Raw genomic sequence first — 17165 nt, 5'->3', positions numbered from 1 at the left:
TGAGCACCCCGGGGCGGCACGGACCACCGGCATACGCCGCTCCGCCCCGGGCCCGCATCCCCCGCCCGTCTCGCTCGTTGGCTCCTACGTGTACAGCTACGACGTCGCCGCAGCCCACCGCCCCTCCACCATGAGCCGGGCCATCCCCGGCATGCGCCCGTCGTACGACGCGGAGCACCCCTCCTCCGCCACCCCGATCTACGACAACCTCTACTCCGAGTACCGCCGCCTGTTCCGCGCCCTCCCGGGCGACCGGACGGGCGAGGAGGACCTCCGCTTCACCGGCTTCGCCGTCCGTGACCACCGCCCGGACCACACCCGCGCCGAGCCCCAGCTGCCGGAGCCCATGACCGGGCACCCGCACGCGCTCGAGCAGTACGCCCCGCGCGCCCCCTTCACCACCGGCTACGCCCCGGAGCCGTACCTGACCCGGGACCAGCCGGGTTACCCGCAGCACCAGAGCTTCCACACCTACCCGGGCCACGCCCAGGGCACCCCGCAGTACATGCCCACCCCCGCCCCGCCGGCCCAGCACTCCAACGGCCAGGGCTGGGTCGCCTCGGGCTACCTCGCCCCCGCCGCCCAGCACGCCCCCGCCCCGACGGCCGGGCGGCACCGCGGCGGCATGCTCTCCCTCCCGGCCGGACGCGTCCCCGGCCAGGGCTGACGACCCACAGAAGCAGCACACAGCAGAGGGGCGCACGGCCACCGGCCGCACGCCCCTCTGCCATACCTCTTACTTCTTACGGCTGCGCTTCTCGCGCACCCGCACCGAGATCGAGATCGGCGTCCCGACGAATCCGAACTCCTCGCGCAGGCGGCGCTCGACGTAACGGCGGTAGCCCGCCTCGAGGAAGCCCGAGGCGAACAGCACGAAGCGCGGCGGCTTGGTGCCCGCCTGGGTGCCGAACAGGATGCGCGGCTGCTTGCCACCGCGGACGGGGTGCGGGTGGGAGGCCACCAGCTCGCCGAGGAAGGCGTTCAGACGGGCGGTGGAGATGCGGGTCTCCCAGCCCTCCAGCGCGGTCTCGATCGCCGGGACGAGCTTCTCCATGTGGCGGCCGGTCAGCGCCGAGACGTTGACCCGGGGAGCCCACTGCACCTGGACGAGATCCTGCTCGATCTCGCGCTCCAGGTAGTAGCGGCGCTCCTCGTCCAGCTGGTCCCACTTGTTGTACGCGATCACGACGGCGCGGCCGGCCTCGACGGCCATGCTGATGATCCGGGTGTCCTGCTCGGCCAGGGTCTCGCTGGCGTCGATCAGGACGACGGCGACCTCGGCCTTCTCCAGGGCGGCGGAGGTGCGCAGCGAGGCGTAGAAGTCGGCGCCGGCGGTCAGGTGCACGCGGCGGCGGATGCCGGCGGTGTCGACGAACTTCCAGACCTTGCCGCCGAGCGTGATCATCTCGTCGACCGGGTCACGGGTGGTGCCGGCCAGCTCGTTGACGACCACCCGCTCCTCGCCGGCGACCTTGTTGAGCAGGCTGGACTTGCCGACGTTCGGGCGGCCGATCAGCGCGACCCGGCGCGGGCCGCCCTCGGCCATGCCGCCGAAGGTCTGCGGGGGCGCCTCGGGCATCGCGGCGAGCACGGCGTCGAGCAGGTCACCGGAGCCACGGCCGTGCAGGGCCGAGACGGGGTACGGCTCGCCGAGGCCGAGCGACCAGAGCATGGCGGCGTCGGCCTCGGTGGAGGGGCCGTCGACCTTGTTGGCGCAGAGCACCACGGGCTTGCCGGCCCGGCGGATGACCTTGATCAGCGCCTCGTCGGTGTCGGTGGCGCCGACCGTGGCGTCCACCACGAACAGGACGGCGTCGGCCTCCTGGATGCCGAGCTCGGCCTGCGCCGCCACCATGGCGTCGATGCCGAGCACGTCGATCTCCCAGCCGCCGGTGTCGAGCAGCTTGAAGCGGCGGCCGTTCCACATCGCCTCGTACTGGACGCGGTCGCGGGTGACGCCCGGCTTGTCCTCGACGACCGCCTCGCGGCGGCCGATGATGCGGTTCACCAGGGTCGACTTGCCGACGTTGGGCCGGCCGACGACGGCCAGCACCGGCAGCGGGCCCTCGGGCACGTCCAGGCCGGCCAGGTCCTCGGGGTCGAAACCCTCCTCGGCGGCCATCGCCATGAACTCGGCGTACTCGGTGGGGTCGAGCTCGCCGTACGGGGCGGCGGTGGTCTCGTTGGTCATTCGTGTTTCCTATTCCCGGCGCAGCCCTTCCCAGGGGTGTGCCGTGCGTACCTGCCCAGCAGGGGGCAGCGCGAGGTGGTGCAGAGGTCTGGAAAAACTCAGGCCGCCGAGAGGCTGGCGGCCTTCTCCTCGACGAGGGCGGTGATCCGGTCGATCACCTGCTCCAGGGTCAGGGCGCTGGTGTCGACCAGCACGGCGTCGGGCGCCTGGGTGAGCGGCGCGGTCTCGCGGGAGGAGTCGGCGGCGTCGCGGCGGGCGAGGTCGGCGGCCATCGCGGTGATGGTCGCCTCGTCCAGGCCCTTGGCGCGCAGCTCGGCGGCCCGGCGCTCGGCGCGGGCGGTCTCGGAGGCGGTGAGGAAGATCTTCACGGTGGCGTCCGGGAAGACCACGCTGCCCATGTCCCGGCCCTCGGCGACGATGCCCCGCTCGGCGACCTCGGCGCAGCCGCGCTGCAGCTCGACCAGCCGGGCCCGGACCTGCGGCACCGCCGCGACGGCGCTCACCTGCGAGGTGACCTCCTGGCCGCGGATCGGGCCGGAGACGTCCTGGCCGTCGACGGTGATGGTCGGCCCGGCGGCGTCGGTGCCCGAGACGATCACCGGCTTGCCGCAGGCGAGGGCCACGGCGTCGGCGTCGGTGACGTCGATCTCGTTGGCCAGCATCCACCAGGTCATCGCCCGGTACATCGCGCCGGTGTCCAGGAAGCTGAGGCCCAGCTCGGCGGCGACGGCCCGCGAGACCGTCGACTTACCGGAGCCGGAGGGTCCGTCGATGGCGACGACGACCGGGGCGTGGGCTCGGTCGGCAGTTTCCACGGTGCGAACCTTTCTCCATACAGACAGCGGGCATGCCGAAGGCAGACCACGGGGCAACTACCCCAAGGTTAGTCGACCCGGCGGCATTGCCCGCCACGGCGGCTGGGACGATGCGAGGCATGACCTCCCACACGTTCTCCGCCGTCCTGTTCGACGTGGACGGAGTACTGCTCGACTCGGCCCCCGCGTACCGCGCGGTCTGGGACACCTGGTCGCTCTCCCGGGGCCTGGACCCGGACGTGGTCTGGCCGCTGACGTACGGGCGCCGGCCCAAGGACACCGTGCGCGACGTGGCCCCGGAGCTGGACCCGGCGGTCGAGTACGCGGAGCTGCTGCGCCTGCTCGGCGAGGACCGGACCGGCTTCCCGGCCTTCCCCGGCGCGGCCGGACTGCTCGGCTCGCTCGACCGCTGGGCGATCGTCACCTCGGGCCGCCGCGACGCCGTCCACGAACGCTTCGCGCTGGCGGGCCTGCCGCTGCCCGAGGTCCAGGTCTGCGAGCACGACGTGGCCCTCGGCAAGCCCGCCCCGGACGGCTACCTGCTCGCCGCCGCCCGCCTGGGCGTCGACCCCGCCGCCTGCCTGGTGGTCGAGGACGCCCCGGCCGGTGTCCTGGCCGGCAAGGCGGCCGGCTGCACCGTCCTCGCCCTCACCACCGGCCTGCCCGCCGAAGCCCTCCCGGGCGCCGACCACTACGCACCCGACCTGACGGCAGTCACCGATCTGCTGAGCTGAATCACCGCAAGGGGGCGCGGGGAACTGCGCGAAGCGGGAGGCGACAGGCCGCACTCTTCCGACTTCGCGCAGTTCCTCGCGCCCCGAAAAAGCAGCTCAGTGCCCCCGGGCGATCCACTCGCCCAGCTGCGGGGCCTCCGCGCCGATCGTCGTGGTCGGCCCGTGGCCGGTGTGCACGACGGTCTCCGGCGGCAGCGTGAGCAGCCGCTCCTCGATCGAGCGGATGATCGTCGGGAAGTCCGCGAAGGACTTGTCCGTAGCCCCCGGGCCGCCCTGGAAGAGCGTGTCGCCGGTGAAGACGGCGTCCAGCGCCGGCACGTAGATGCTCACGCCGCCCGGGGTGTGCCCGGGCGTGTGGCGGACGTGCAGGTACAGGCCGCCGACCACGATCCGCTGGCCGTCGCGCAGGTCCTCGTCCGGTGCGTCACCGGGGTGGGTCTGCTTCCACAGCGGCAGGTCGTCGGGGTGCAGGTAGATCGGCGCGCCGGTCAGCGCGGCGAGCGCCGGGGCCGCCGAGACGTGGTCGTCGTGCGCGTGGGTGCAGATGATCGCCACCACGTTGCGGTCACCGAGCCGGGCCGCGATCGCCTCGGCGTCGTGCGCCGGGTCGATGACCACGGCGTCGTACTCGTTGGCGATGATCCAGACGTTGTTCTCGACCTCCCACGTCCCGCCGTCCAGCGAGAAGGTGCCGGCGGTGACGAGCTGCTCGATCTCGGGCTCGGGGGGCGCCTGCCGCATCAGAACACCACCACGGAACGCAGCACGTCGCCGCCGTGCATCCGGGCGAAGGCCTCCTCGACCTGGTCTAGTGCGATGGTTTCGCTGACGAAGGCGTCCAAGTCGAGCCGTCCTTGCAGATAGAGATCGATGAGCAGCGGGAAGTCCCGCGAGGGGAGGCAGTCGCCGTACCAGGAGGACTTGAGCGCGCCGCCGCGTCCGAAGACGTCGAGCAGCGGCAGCTCCAGCTTCATCTCGGGCGTCGGCACACCCACCAGGACGACAGTACCTGCCAGGTCACGGGCGTAGAACGCCTGCTGGTACGTCTCGGGGCGGCCCACCGCCTCGACCACCACGTCGGCCCCGTTGCCGCCGGTCAGCGCCCGGATCGCCTCGACGGCGTCCTCGCTCGCCGAGTTGACGGTGTGGGTGGCGCCGAGCCGCAGGGCGGTGGCGAGTTTGCGGTCGTCGATGTCCACCGCGATGATCTTCGCCGCCCCGGCCAGCCGGGCGCCCATCACGGCCGCGTTGCCGACCCCGCCGCAGCCGATCACCGCGACGCTGTCACCCCGCCCGACCCCGCCGGTGTTGACGGCGGCGCCCAGGCCCGCCATCACGCCGCAGCCGAGCAGCCCGGCGGCGGCCGGCGAGGCGGCCGGGTCGACCTTGGTGCACTGGCCGGCGGCGACCAGCGTCTTGTCGGCGAAGGCGCCGATGCCCAGCGCCGGCGAGAGCGGGGTGCCGTCGAGCAGCGTCATCGGCTGCTTGGCGTTGTGGGTGTTGAAGCAGTACTGCGGGCGGCCGCGCCGGCAGGAGCGGCACTGGCCGCACACCGCACGCCAGTTGAGGATCACGAAGTCACCGGGGGCGACCTCGGTCACGCCCTCGCCGACGGTCTCCACGATGCCCGCCGCCTCGTGCCCGAGCAGGAAGGGGAAGTCGTCGTTGATGCCGCCGTCCCGGTAGTGCAGGTCGGTGTGGCACACCCCGCAGGCCTGCACCCGCACCACGGCCTCCCCCGGCCCGGGGTCGGGGACCACGATGGTCTCCACCCGCACCGGCTCGCCCTTGCCCCGCGCGACTACGCCCCTGACCTGCTGCGACATTCGACCAGACCTCCTCGGAGAACGATTCCTGAGGAACAGTCTCCCCTGCCGGGCCGCCCGATCCGATCCGGCGGACGAACCGTCAGACCGACCGAACGCTCCAGCCCCGCTCCCGCAGCTCCGACTTCAGCCGGGCCACGGCGCCGGGCGCCACCGACAGCTGGACGAAGCCCACCTGCTGCCCGCTGGAGTGCTCGATCGCCACGTCCTCGATGTTGACCCCCAGCGAGCCGACCTCGCCGAACAGGCGCCCCAGCTCACCGGGCTGGTCGCCGAGCACGACCGCGATGGTCTCGTACCGGGTGGGCGGCGCGCCGTGCTTGCCGGGGATGCGGGCCTGGCCGGTGTTGCCGCGCCGCATCACGGCCTCGATCCCGGCCGCGCCCGTGCGCCGCTCGGTCTCGTCGGCGGCCTCCAGCGACCGCAGTGCCGTCACCGTCCGGCCGAGGTCGGCGGCCAGCTCCTCCAGGATGTCGGCGACCACTCCGGCGTTGGCGGAGAGGATGTCCACCCACATGGCGGGGTTGGAGGCGGCGATCCGGGTCACGTCGCGCACGCCCTGGCCGGCGAGCCTTATGGCGGTCTCGTCGGCGTGCTCGAGGCGCGCGGCGACCAGCGAGGAGAACAGCTGCGGGGCGTGCGAGACGAGCGCGACGGCGCGGTCGTGCGCGGCGGCGTCCATCACGATCGGCATCGCCCCGCACAGCGCGACCAGTTCGAGCGCGGCGTTGAGCGTCTCGGTGTCGGTGTCGGCGGTGGGGGTGAGCACCCAGGGGCGGCCCTCGAAGAGGTCGGCCCGGGCGGCCAGCGGGCCGGAGCGCTCGCGCCCGGCCATCGGGTGGCCGCCGATGTAGTGCGTGGTGTCCAGGCCGAGCGCGGCGACCTCCCCGCGCGGGCCGGACTTCACGCTCGCCACGTCGGTGTACCAGCGCGCCAGCCCGCGCCGCTGGCAGTCCGCCAGCACCTTGCCGACCAGCGCGGGCGGCACGGCGACGACCGCGAGGTCCACCGGGCCCTCGGCCGGCTCGGTCGTCCCGGCGCCGAGCGCGGCGGCCGTCCGGGCGGCGTCGGGGTCGGCGTCCTCCAGGTGCACCGTCAGACCCCGGCCGGTGAGCGCGAGCGCGGCGGAGGTGCCGATCAGTCCGGTGCCGACGACGGCGACAGTACGCATGGCTGGCTTCGTCTCCTGAAGAGCAGTCGGGTAACGCGGGTGCCAGCACATCATCCCCCACCCGGCCCCCGCCCCACCGGACGGCCACCCGTTCGCCCCCGCAGCGTCACCAACCGGCCACCGCCACACCTGAACGGCCGAAAAGCGCTGACACGGGCGGTCCGCCGGGGCAGACTGGGCGCCCGGGGGACGGGGGACGGAAGAATGGGGTTCGACGGGGTGGCCGTGGAGACGGGGAGCAGCTGGGAGTCGACACTCGAATCGGTGGTGGTCCACGCGGCCGGCGCGCTCTGCCGCCGCCGCGCCCGGGGCACCGTCCCGCCGGACGGGCTGATCGTGCTGCCCGGCCTGCCCGCCGCCGCCGAGCCGGGCTCGCTGCGGGCCCGGGTCCTGGACGGCTCGGGGAGCGTGACGCACCGGGTGGTCGAGGTCCGGGCCGAGTACGCCTCCGAGCTGCGCGACGCGAGCCGCCTGCCCGAGCTGGTCCGCGCGCTCTCCGCCGCCCAGGACACCCTGGAGGCCGCCCGCGAGCGGTACGAGCGCCAGCTGGTCCGGATCGCCGAGATCTCCGCCCTGCGGGCCGTGCCGCCACGCAGCGCCGAGGGGGAGCACCGCCGCACCCCGGCCGACATCTGGCTGGACCTGGCGGACTTCGTGGACCAGCGCCTGGAGACCCTGCACGACCGGGCCGGCAAGCTGGCCGAGGAGCTGCGGCTGGCCGAGCACGCCGTCCAGGTCCTGGAGGAGGAGCTGGCCCGGGCCACCGACACGGTCTCCCGGAGCACCGCGCCCACCACCGTCACGGCCCGGCTGCGGCTGACCCCGACGGCGGTGCTCGCGGAGGCGCCCGGCGGCGAGCTCGAGATCGAACTGGAGTACACCGTGCCCGGCGCCCACTGGGTGCCCACCTACCGGCTGAGCCACCGTCAGGGCGAGGAGGCCGGCTCCCTGGTGCTGCGCGCCGCGGTGGCCCAGCGCAGCGGCGAGGACTGGACGGGGGTGCGGCTCGCCCTCTCCACCGCCGACCTGGAGCGCCGCACCGACCTGCCCGGACTGACCTCCCTGCGGATCGGCCGGGCCCAGCCCGCCCCCGCCCCGAGCGGCTGGCGCGAGCCGCCGGTCGGCCTGGGCGAGCTCTTCGCCGGCTACGACACGGCCGACCGGCCCCGCCCCGCCACTGGCCACCAGCAGGCCTCCCGGCTCGCCCCCCGCACCAGGCGCGCCCGCCGGGCCGCCGAGCCGGCCCCGGCCGTCGCCGCCGAGCAGCTCGACACCCCCGACTTCCTCTCCCCGGACCTGCCCGTGGCACTGAGCGCCCCGCTGAGCGCCCCGCCCCCATCGGCCCCGCAGGGCCCCGGCGGCCCGCCGCCCCGCGCCTACGCCGCCGCCCCGGCCTTCGGCGGCGGTGCCGGGCCCGCCGCAAAACAGGCCCGCCGCGACTCGACGGCGCCCGAGCAGGAACCCCCGCAGCCGGACGCCGGAGCGCTGCGCCCCGGGCCCGGCTGGCTCGACTACGGCGGGCTGGTCCTCGCCGGGCCCGAGGAGACGGCCGCCTGGCGCGGCCGGCTGCGGCCGGAGCGCTCCACCACCTACGGCGCCGTGACCGAGCAGGCCCGGGCCGCGAAGGTCGCCGAGCTCCGGCTGCCCCGGCACGCCGTGCGCCCGCGCCGCTCGGCGGGCTCCTTCGACCACCGCTACGACGCCCCGGCGCCGGTCGACGTGCCCTCGGACGGCGGCTGGCACACCGTCACCATCGGCGAGATCCCGGTCTCGGTGAGCAGGGAGTACGTCTGCGTGCCCGCCGTCGAGCCGACGGTCTACGGCGCGCTGGTGCTCGGCAACGGCACCGACCAGGCCCTGCTCGCCGGGCCGGTCGAGGTCACGGCGGACGGCAGCTACCTGCTCACCACCGCCCTGCCCACCCTCGCGCCCGGCGGGCGCCGCCGGGTCGGGCTCGGCGTCACCGAGGGCATCAAGGTCGCCCGCCGCACCGAGCTGCGCGAATCCACGGCGGGCCTGCGCGGCGGCACCACCGTGCTGGACCACCGCCTGCACATCGAGCTGGCCAACCGGCTGCCGCACCCGGTCACGGTCGAGGTCCGCGAGCGGGTGCCCGTCAGTGCGGACGCCGAGATCCGGATCGAGGAGAAGCCCGGCTGGACTGCCCTCGACCCGTCCGACGACTCCTCGGGCGCCGGTGCGCCCGGCGCCCGGCGGCGGCGCGTCGAGCTGCCCGCCCACGGCACCGCGGAGCTGGACGGTGGTTACGAGATCCGCATCCCGGCCGGCAAGGCCCTGCTCGGCGGCAATCGGAGGTACTAGAAGCATGACCACCACCCCTCCCCTCCCCGCGCTCACCGGCCTGCCCGTGACCGCCGTGACCTGCCTGGAGGACCGCGCCCTCGTCGAGCGCGTCCTGCGGCTGCCGCTCACCGCGGGCGTCCAGCGGCTCAAGCTCGGCCCGGTCACCGCGCTCGCCGTCGACCACTCGCTGCGCGCCGACTTCCCGCCCGGCTCCGCCGCCCAGGTCCTCGAGGCCCGGCTGGTCCGGGCCTGGGCGCCCCGGCCGCCGCTGCCCCCGGGCCAAGGTGACTCCGAGCTGCGCCACCGGGTGCACGCCCTGGAGCTGGAGGAGCGGGCCCAGAGCGACCGCGCCCAGCGGCTGGAGGCCCGGCTCGCGCTGCTCGCCCAGCTCGGCGCCGACCTTTTGCGCGAGATCGGCGAGGGCGCAGGCCACGGCGAGCTGGAGCCCGCCCGCTGGGCCCGCGAGCTGGACCGGGTGGACACCGAGCGCGAGACCCACGGCGAGCGGCTGCGGGCCTGCCGGGCCCGGCTGCGCACCGTGGAGACCGAGCTGGCCGAGGCCCGCCGGGCGCTGGAGCTGACCGAGGAGGAGCCCCCGGAGCTGACCGCCTACGTCGAGCTGGCGGTGGCCGCCGAGGAGGCGGGCCCGGCCGAGCTGACGGTCAGCCACCTGACGCCCTGCGCCCTCTGGCGGCCCGCCTACCGAGCCACCCTCACCGAGGGGCGGCTGCGCCTGGAGACCGACGCGATGGTCTGGCAGCGCACCGGCGAGGACTGGCCGGCGGTGCGGCTGACCTTCTCCACCGCCCGCAGCTCGCTGGCCGCCGAGCCGCCCCAGCTGCTGCCGGACGTGCTCACGCTGCGCGAGCGCAGCGCCGGGGAGCGCAAGGTGGTCGAGGTCGAGCTGCGCGAGGAGGCGGTGGGCGACACCGGGCCCGCGCAGACCGGCCTGCCCGGGGTGGACGACGGCGGCGAAGTCCGGGTGATGACCGCCGGGCAGCCGGCCACGGTGCCCGGGGACGGCCGCCCGCACCGGGTGCCGCTGGGCGAGTTCTCCACGGCGGCGAGCAGCGAGTACGTCTGCGCGCCGGAGCTCTCGCCGCTGGTCAGCCAGGTGGTCCGGTTCCGCAGCGAGGCCGCGTACGCCCTGCTGGCCGGGCCGGTCGACCTGATCCTCGGCAGCGGCTTCGCCGGGCGCGGCGAGCTGCCCTTCACCGCCCCGGGCGCCACCGCCGAGCTCTCCTTCGGCAGCTCCGACAGCTACCGGGTGGTCCGCGAGACCGAGGAGACCAGGGCCACCACCGGCCTGACCCAGCGCTCGACCGTCACCCGCACCGTCCGGCTGCACCTGAGCCGCTTCTCCGGCCCGGCCGAGCGCGAGGAGCGCCTGGTCACCCTGCGCGAGCGCGTGCCGGTCTCGGAGGTCGCCGAGGTGGAGGTCCGGCTGCGCAAGGAGCTCTGCTCCCCGGCCCCGGACGAGCTGGACGCCGACGGCATCTGCCGCTGGTCCGTCCCGCTGCCGCCCGGCGGCAGAAGGACCGTCACCCTCGCGTACGAGATCTCCGCCGCCGCGAAGGTCGCCGGGCTCTGACGGCCGCGCGACCCCCGGTTCGGGCCACGGCCCCTGCTAGAAAGGGAGCATGATCTACCATCTCGCGCCGCTGGACGACTGGTTGCACGACCCGGGGCGGCCCTACGCCGCCGCCTCGCTGCTGACCGACGGGTTCATCCACTGCTCGGCCGACGAGCAGACCGCGCTGGCCGTGGCGAACGCCTTCTTCCGGGACGCGCAGGGCCCGCTGATGGCCCTGCTGATCGAGGAGGCCCTGGTCGAGCCGATGGTGAAGTGGGAGGCCCCGAACGGCGATCCGCCGGACGGAGCCACCCCGGGCGTCCTCTTCCCGCACATCTACGGCCGCCTCAACCGCACCGCCGTGATCGGCCTCGAGAAGGTCGAGCGCGGCCCCGACGGCCGCTGGGCCGGCCTCACGCCTTGGAGCTAGGGCCTCCCTTTCGGATCACGCCGGGCGGGCGCCGCCGGGGCACGCACCTCGTCGGCTTCTCCTCAGTCGCCGATGCTCCGCATGGACTCGCCCCCAGCCTTCGGCCGGGAGGTGCCCCCGCGTCGGCGCCGCCGATGCACGCACCCCAACGACGCCCGCTCATCCGACGTGATCCGAAAGAGAGGCCCTGGCCCTACAGCCAGCCGCGCTCGCGGGCGGCCATCCCGGCCTGGAAGCGGGTGGTCGCCCCCAGCTCGCGCATCAGCGCCTGGAGGCGCCGCTGGGTGGTGCGGGCGCTCCAGCCGAGCGAGCGGGCGATCGACTCGTCCGTGAGCCCGGCGGCCAGCAGGCCCAGCAGCTTGCGGTGGTCCGCCTCCGGCCCCTGCTCCGCGGTGCCGCCGATCGCCGCCTGCAGCGGCACCGCGCGCTCCCACTCGGCCTCGAACAGCCCGTCCAGCGCCTGCAGCAGCGCGGACGGGTGGATCACGTACGCCGCGTCGAGCACCGCGTCGCCGACGCTGATCGGGATGATCGCCATCCGGTCGTCGGCCATCATCATCTTCATCGGCAGCACCGGCCGCACCCGGGCCTCCTCGCCGTCCGCGACGCCGACCAGGATCTCCTTCTCCAGCCGCCCCGGCCAGGCCACGGCCTCCTTGTCGAAGACCGTCCGGAACCGCACGCCGGCCTTCAACCGCTGCCGCTGCCGGGGCAGGTTGGCCACCGGGTCCTGGATGTACGGGGGGCAGTCGAAGCCGCGGACCTGGTACTCGGCGGTCTCGGTCAGGTGCTCCAGCCGCTGGGCGATCGCCTCGCCGCCGCTGAGCACCTCCACCGAGTGCGCGGGGTCGGTGAACCGCGAGGCCTCCCGGAAGGCGTCCATCAGGCGGTGCATCTCGGCCCGGGCGGTGCGCAGCTGCGCCTCCCGGTGGCCGATCAGGGTGCCGATCGCCACGTCCGGGGCGACGGCCAGGTACCGCTCCCGGTCGACCGGTGCGCGGGTGGCCATGCCCTGGTCCGCGAGCCGGTCCAGCGCGGCCCGGCCCTGCTCGACGGTCAGCCCGCACTGCTCCGCCAGCTCCTCGGCGGTGGACTGCGGCGCCACCACCAGCGCGGCGTAGACCTGCCCGTCGGGCTTGCCCAGCCCCAGCACTCCGAATGAGTCGAGCACCGACCCTCCTTCCCCCTGGCCACTCCCCTGGTGGCGCAGTTACGCCACCCTGCTGCCCGGATGACGGTGGCCATCCTGTGCCACCGCCCCACCGGCTGACAAGCCGGTCTCACGCCAGTCCCACCAACCCCCACCGAACGGCAGAGGGCCTCCCCGCCACTCGGCGGGGAGGCCCTCGTCAGGCACGGTCCTACAGACCGACCTCGTTCATCAGCTGGCCGACCTCGGGGTTGGTCAGGCGGCGCAGCCAGCCCGACTTCTGGTCGCCCAGGGCGATCGGGCCGAAGTGGGTGCGCACCAGCTTCTCGACCGGGAAGCCCGCCTCGGCGAGCATCCGGCGGACGATGTGCTTGCGGCCCTCGTGCAGGGTCACCTCGACCAGGTAGTTCTTGCCCACGTTGGAGAGCACCCGGAAGCTGTCGGCCCGGGCGTAGCCGTCCTCCAGCTCGATGCCCTGCGCCAGGATCTTGCCCAGGTCACGCGGGATCGGGCCCTGGATGGCGGCCATGTAGGTCTTGGTCACGCCGTACTTGGGGTGGGTGAGACGGTGGGCCAGCTCGCCGTGGTTGGTGAGCAGGATGATGCCCTCGGTCTCGGTGTCCAGGCGGCCGACGTGGAAGAGGCGGGTCTCCCGGTTGGTCACGTAGTCGCCGAGGCACTGGCGGCCGTCCGGGTCCTCCATGGTGGAGACGACGCCGGCCGGCTTGTTCAGCGCGAAGAACAGGAACGACTGGGTGGCGACGGTGAGGCCGTCCACCTTGATCTCGTCGTTCTGCGGGTCGACCCGCTTGCCCTGCTCGCCCACGACCTGGCCGTTGACCATCACGCGGCCCTGCGAGATCAGCTCCTCGCAGGCCCGGCGGCTGCCCATGCCGGCCCGCGCGAGCACCTTCTGCAGGCGCTCGCCCTCGGGCTCGCCGAAGGTCTTCGGCGTCTTCACCTGCGGCTTGTCGTGCCGTGCCAGCACCGCGTCCTCGATCCGGGCCTGCAGCTCGCGCGAGCGCTGCGGCTGGCGCCGCGGGTCGCCGGGCTGGCCCTGACCGGGCTGACGCGGGCCCTGCGGCCGCTTGGCCTGCGGCAGCGCCTTGCGCGCGCCGTAGTGCCCGCCGGAGCCGTACTCGGGGCGGTCGTACTTGCGCTCCTCGGGGCGCAGCTTCCGGTCCGGGTACTGCTTCCGGTCGTCGCGGCGGTCATCACGACGGTCGTCCCGCCGGTCGTCACGGCGCTCGTACGAGCCGCTGCCGCCGCCGTAGCCGCCGCCACCGGAGCGCGAGCCGCCGCCGTAGCCGCCGCCACCGGAGCGCGAGCCGCCGCCGTAGCCGCCGCCACCGCTGCGGGAACCGCCGCCGTACGAGCCACCGCCGCTGCCGCCGCCGTACGAGCCGCCACCGCTGCGGGAACCACCGCCGTACGAGCCACCGCCGCTGCCGCCGCCGTAGCCGCCGCCGGAACGGGAATCGCCCCCGCGCGAGCCGCCGTACGAGCCACCGCCCGAGCGGCCCCCGCCCTGTCCTCCGCGGCCCTGGCTCCCGCCACCGCCGCCGCTGTTCCTGCCGTTACCGCTGCTACGCATCAAAATGTCCGTACGTCGTGTCCGTCTGGGAAGTGCAAGTCGTGCCGGCCGACCTCACAGCTCCCCTAGCAGTCAGGCACAGTCCGCTCCGCGTCGTCAGCGTCGTCCACCGCACGCGCGGCAGCGACCGCCTCCGCGATCATCGTGCCCTCGAGGGACTCCGCTTCCACGTCGTCGACCTCGGGCAGGAAGGGCGCCAGCTCCGGAAGTTCCTCCAGGCCGCGCAGACCCATCCGTTCCAGGAAGTAGTTCGTCGTCCGATACAGGATCGCACCTGTTTCGGGCTCGGAGCCGGTCTCCTCCACCAGTCCTCGCTGTACCAGGGTACGCATCACGCCGTCACAGTTCACACCACGTACCGCGGAGACCCGGCTGCGGGACACCGGCTGCCGGTACGCGACCACCGCCAGCGTCTCCAGCGCGGCCTGCGTCAGCCGGGCCTGCTGCCCGTCCAGCACGTACCGTTCGACCGCCGCCGAACACCGCGCCCGCGAGTAGAACCGCCACCCCCCGGCCACCAGCCGCAGCTCGAAGCCGCGCCCCTGCGCCGTGTACTCCGCCGCGAGCTCCCGCAGCACCGCCCCCACCACCGCCTTGGGCCGCTCCACCACCCCGGCGAGGCGCCCCTCCGAGGCCGGCTCGTCGACGACCATCAGGATCGCCTCCAGCTCCGCCCGAAGCGCCGCCCGGTCCGCCGCGGCCTCGGCCTCCGGCCCGGCCTGCGGCGGCACCTCCGCCACCGGCCGGGGTTGCTCCCCGCCCGCGGGCCGGGGCAGGACCGCCGGCTCGGCCACCACGAGCGGCTCCCCCGCCGCCGGGTCGGCCGCCTCCGCCGATCCGCGCCGCGGGGCCGCCTGCGGCCCGGCAGCCCCCGCCCCCGACTCGGGGGCCTCCGGGGGCTCCGAGGCCGCGTAGGGGCCCTCCAGGGCCTCGTAGGCGGGCTCCAGCCACTCCTCGGGGCGCGCGCCCTGCCCGGGGACGCCCAGGGAGCGTCGTGGGGCCTTCGGCTGCTCCGTCACTGCGCCTCACCCTTCTCCTGCTCGCCCGCCGGGCGGTCGAACTCGTCCGTCACCTCGACCAGGCGGTCGGCCTCCGCGACCCAGCGGATCAGCAGATCGCCGAGCGCCTCCGGCTGCTCGAAGGCCAGCGCCTTCTCCCGGTACAGCTCCAGCAGGGCCAGGAACCGGGCCACCACCACCAGCGTGGAGTCGGCGTCCGCGACCAGCTGCCGGAACTGTGCCTCGCCGAGCACGGTGAGCAGCCGCGCCACCACCTCGGCCTGCTCCCGCACGCTCACCGGCGGGGTGTGGATGTGGTCGACGTACACCGCGGGCCTGGGCTTGGGCGTCATCGCCCCGGCGGCGATCCGGGCGAACCGCTCCGGCCCGATGCTGATCACCACCTCGGGCAGCAGCGCGGCGTACTGCGGCTCGAGGCCGACCGCCCGGGGCCGCCGCAGCTGCTCGGCGGCCCAGCGGTCCTCCAGCAGGCCGGCGACCCGCTTGTAGGCGCGGTACTGCAGCAGCCGCGCGAAGAGCAGGTCGCGCGCCTCCAGGAGCGCGAGGTCCTCCTCGTCCTCGACCTCGGCGGCGGGCAGCAGCCGGGCCGCCTTGAGGTCGAGCAGGGTGGCGGCGACGACCAGGAACTCGGTGGTCGCGTCCAGGTCCCAGTCCGGCCCCATCGCCCGGATGTGGGCCATGAACTCGTCGGTGACCTTCGCCAGCGCCACCTCGGTGACGTCCAGCTTGTGCTTGGCGATCAGGCTCAGCAGGAGGTCGAACGGGCCCTCGAAGTTGTCCAGCCGCAGCGTGAAGGCGCCGCGCGGCTCGGCGGCGGCGGTGGCGGGCTCGGGTGCGGTCGGCATCGCGCCCCATCCTGCACCACCCCGGCCACCGGCCCTACCTGCCGCGCAGCCGCCGCACCAGGATGCTGCTCTCGCCCCGCTGCTCGAGGTCCGCCAGCACCACGGCGATCGCCTCGCGGACCACCCGGCCGCGGTCCACCGCGAGCCCGTGCTCGCCGCGCAGCACCAGCCGCGCGTGCTCGAGGTCCATCAGCTCCTCGGCGGAGACGTACACGGTGATCTTCTCGTCATGCCGCTCCCGGCCGCTGGGGCGCCGGGGCGCCCGGCCCCGGGGGCGGGCCCGCCGGGCGGCCTCGGCGGCCGGCTCCTCGGCGGCGGCCGCGTGCTGCGCCGGGCGCGCGGTCGCGTTCGCGCGCTCCGGGTGCTGCTCGGCCCGCGCCGGGGGCACCTCGCGCCCGCCGGGCGCCCGCTCGGCCTCGGGGGCCGGTTCGGCCGCTCGCGCGGTCTCCGGTCTGGGTGCCTCGGCCGGACGCTGCAGCGAGGGCGAAAGCGCCATCCCGCCGGTGGTCCGGAACAGCTCGTCGGCGCCCGGGAGACTCACTCGACGGGGCGGCACCGGTCGAGCACCTCCCTGGCGAGCTGACGGTAGGCGGCGGCACCGACCGAGTTGGTCGCGTACGTGGTGATCGGCTCACCGGCGACGGTGGTCTCCGGGAAGCGGACGGTCCGTCCGATGACGGTGTGGAAGACGTGGTCGCCGAACGCCTCGACCACACGCGCCAGCACCTCGCGGCTGTGCACGGTGCGCGAGTCGTACATGGTGGCCAGGATGCCGTCCAGGCGCAGGTCGGGGTTGAGCCGCTCGCAGACCTTCTCGATGGTCTCGGTGAGCAGCGCGACACCGCGCAGCGCGAAGAACTCGCACTCCAGCGGCACGATGACGCTGTGAGCGGCTGTCAGGGCATTGACCGTCAGCAGGCCGAGCGACGGCTGGCAGTCGATGATGACGTAGTCGTAGTCCGGCAGCAGCGGCTTCAGCGCGCGGGCCAGCGCCGACTCGCGGGCGACCTCGCTGACCAGCTGGACCTCGGCGGCCGAGAGGTCGATGTTCGAGGGCAGCAGGTCCATGCCGGGGACGGCGGTCTTCAGCAGCACCTCATCGGCCGTCAGACCCCGCTCCATGAGCAGGTTGTAGACCGTGACGTCGAGCTCCATCGGGTTGACGCCGAGTCCGACCGACAGGGCGCCCTGCGGGTCGAAGTCCACCAGCAGCACCCGGCGGCCGTACTCCGCGAGCGCGGCACCCAGGTTGATGGTCGACGTGGTCTTGCCGACGCCGCCCTTCTGGTTGCACATCGCGATGATCTGCGCGGGGCCGTGCTCGGCCAGCGGCGCGGGGATCGGGAAGTAGGGCAGCGGGCGGCCGGTGGGGCCCACCCGCTCACGGCGCTGACGGGCTGCGTCGGGGGCCAAGGTGGCGGCGTACTCCGGGTCGGGTTCGTATTCGGCGTCAGGGTCGTCGTAGGACCCGTACGCGAAGTCGCCGTAGGCCAGCCCGTGCGTGGGCAGCTCG

The 17165-nt window shown here is 74.6% G+C and carries 16 protein-coding genes; 5 read left to right on the top strand and 11 right to left on the bottom strand.

The features are described 5' to 3' along the window. Positions 1 to 88 precede the first annotated feature (88 nt). A complete protein-coding gene (locus ABT095_RS25455) occupies positions 89 to 667 on the top strand; it encodes a hypothetical protein (RefSeq protein ID WP_350531853.1) in 579 nt (192 codons plus the stop codon). A 69-nt stretch (positions 668 to 736) separates the two neighbouring features. Here the strand turns inward: ABT095_RS25455 and der are convergent, their stop codons facing one another. Further along, on the bottom strand, positions 737 to 2191 hold the full coding sequence (der, locus tag ABT095_RS25450) for a ribosome biogenesis GTPase Der (protein WP_350531807.1): 1455 nt from the start codon (positions 2189 to 2191) through the stop codon (positions 737 to 739). A 98-nt stretch (positions 2192 to 2289) separates the two neighbouring features. Then, positions 2290 to 3006, bottom strand: a complete 717-nt coding sequence (gene cmk / locus ABT095_RS25445) for a (d)CMP kinase (protein ID WP_350531806.1) — start codon at positions 3004 to 3006, stop codon at positions 2290 to 2292. Positions 3007 to 3125: 119 nt separating this feature from the next. Here cmk and ABT095_RS25440 point away from each other — a divergent pair, with 119 nt between their 5' ends. Beyond that, a complete protein-coding gene (locus ABT095_RS25440; protein WP_350531805.1) occupies positions 3126 to 3740 on the top strand; it encodes an HAD-IA family hydrolase in 615 nt (204 codons plus the stop codon). Positions 3741 to 3836: 96 nt separating this feature from the next. On the opposite strand, the gene ABT095_RS25435 is transcribed toward ABT095_RS25440, so the two are convergent. From ABT095_RS25435 to ABT095_RS25425, 3 genes are all read right to left on the bottom strand, one after another. Then, positions 3837 to 4481 (bottom strand): MBL fold metallo-hydrolase, encoded by a 645-nt coding sequence (locus ABT095_RS25435; RefSeq protein WP_350531804.1) that lies wholly within the window; start codon positions 4479 to 4481, stop codon positions 3837 to 3839. Continuing rightward, complete coding sequence (locus tag ABT095_RS25430; RefSeq protein ID WP_350531803.1) at positions 4481 to 5566, bottom strand: S-(hydroxymethyl)mycothiol dehydrogenase; 1086 nt, start codon at positions 5564 to 5566, stop codon at positions 4481 to 4483. Before ABT095_RS25430 ends, ABT095_RS25435 begins: the two co-directional genes overlap by 1 nt. 82 nt (positions 5567 to 5648) lie before the next feature. Further along, positions 5649 to 6737, bottom strand: coding sequence for a prephenate dehydrogenase (locus ABT095_RS25425; protein WP_350531802.1), 1089 nt, complete (start codon positions 6735 to 6737; stop codon positions 5649 to 5651). A 204-nt stretch (positions 6738 to 6941) separates the two neighbouring features. Between ABT095_RS25425 and ABT095_RS25420 the strand changes: the two genes are divergently transcribed. Genes ABT095_RS25420 through ABT095_RS25410 form a run of 3 tightly spaced genes read left to right on the top strand, consistent with a single transcriptional unit; the run spans position 6942 to position 11044 of the window. Further along, positions 6942 to 9059 (top strand): DUF4139 domain-containing protein, encoded by a 2118-nt coding sequence (locus ABT095_RS25420; RefSeq protein WP_350531801.1) that lies wholly within the window; start codon positions 6942 to 6944, stop codon positions 9057 to 9059. A gap of 4 nt (positions 9060 to 9063) precedes the next feature. Then, positions 9064 to 10632, top strand: coding sequence for a mucoidy inhibitor MuiA family protein (locus ABT095_RS25415; protein ID WP_350531800.1), 1569 nt, complete (start codon positions 9064 to 9066; stop codon positions 10630 to 10632). 49 nt (positions 10633 to 10681) lie between these two features. Beyond that, positions 10682 to 11044, top strand: coding sequence for a DUF952 domain-containing protein (locus tag ABT095_RS25410; protein ID WP_350531799.1), 363 nt, complete (start codon positions 10682 to 10684; stop codon positions 11042 to 11044). Positions 11045 to 11237: 193 nt separating this feature from the next. Here the strand turns inward: ABT095_RS25410 and ABT095_RS25405 are convergent, their stop codons facing one another. The 6 genes from ABT095_RS25405 to ABT095_RS25380 all read right to left on the bottom strand — a co-directional run bounded on the left by ABT095_RS25405 (position 11238) and on the right by ABT095_RS25380 (position 17161). Next, positions 11238 to 12215, bottom strand: a complete 978-nt coding sequence (locus tag ABT095_RS25405; protein WP_350531798.1) for a helix-turn-helix domain-containing protein — start codon at positions 12213 to 12215, stop codon at positions 11238 to 11240. Between the two features lie 190 nt (positions 12216 to 12405). Beyond that, positions 12406 to 13788 (bottom strand): pseudouridine synthase, encoded by a 1383-nt coding sequence (locus ABT095_RS25400; protein ID WP_350531797.1) that lies wholly within the window; start codon positions 13786 to 13788, stop codon positions 12406 to 12408. Positions 13789 to 13853: 65 nt separating this feature from the next. Then, positions 13854 to 14807, bottom strand: a complete 954-nt coding sequence (scpB, locus tag ABT095_RS38875) for an SMC-Scp complex subunit ScpB (protein WP_502884998.1) — start codon at positions 14805 to 14807, stop codon at positions 13854 to 13856. Continuing rightward, positions 14804 to 15652, bottom strand: a complete 849-nt coding sequence (locus ABT095_RS25390) for a segregation and condensation protein A (RefSeq protein ID WP_350531796.1) — start codon at positions 15650 to 15652, stop codon at positions 14804 to 14806. The genes scpB and ABT095_RS25390 overlap by 4 nt, the downstream gene beginning before the upstream one ends. 34 nt (positions 15653 to 15686) lie before the next feature. Continuing rightward, the gene (locus tag ABT095_RS25385; protein WP_350531846.1) at positions 15687 to 16193 is read right to left on the bottom strand and encodes a hypothetical protein; all 507 of its coding nucleotides are present in this window, start codon (positions 16191 to 16193) and stop codon (positions 15687 to 15689) included. Next, on the bottom strand, positions 16190 to 17161 hold the full coding sequence (locus tag ABT095_RS25380) for a ParA family protein (RefSeq protein WP_502885004.1): 972 nt from the start codon (positions 17159 to 17161) through the stop codon (positions 16190 to 16192). Before ABT095_RS25380 ends, ABT095_RS25385 begins: the two co-directional genes overlap by 4 nt. Positions 17162 to 17165: the final 4 nt, after the last annotated feature.

The sequence above is a fragment of the Kitasatospora sp. NPDC002227 genome, assembly GCF_040296285.1.
Taxonomy (GTDB): domain Bacteria; phylum Actinomycetota; class Actinomycetes; order Streptomycetales; family Streptomycetaceae; genus Kitasatospora.
The sequence above is the reverse complement of the archived record's forward strand: the minus strand, read 5'-3'. Positions and strand labels throughout refer to the sequence as shown.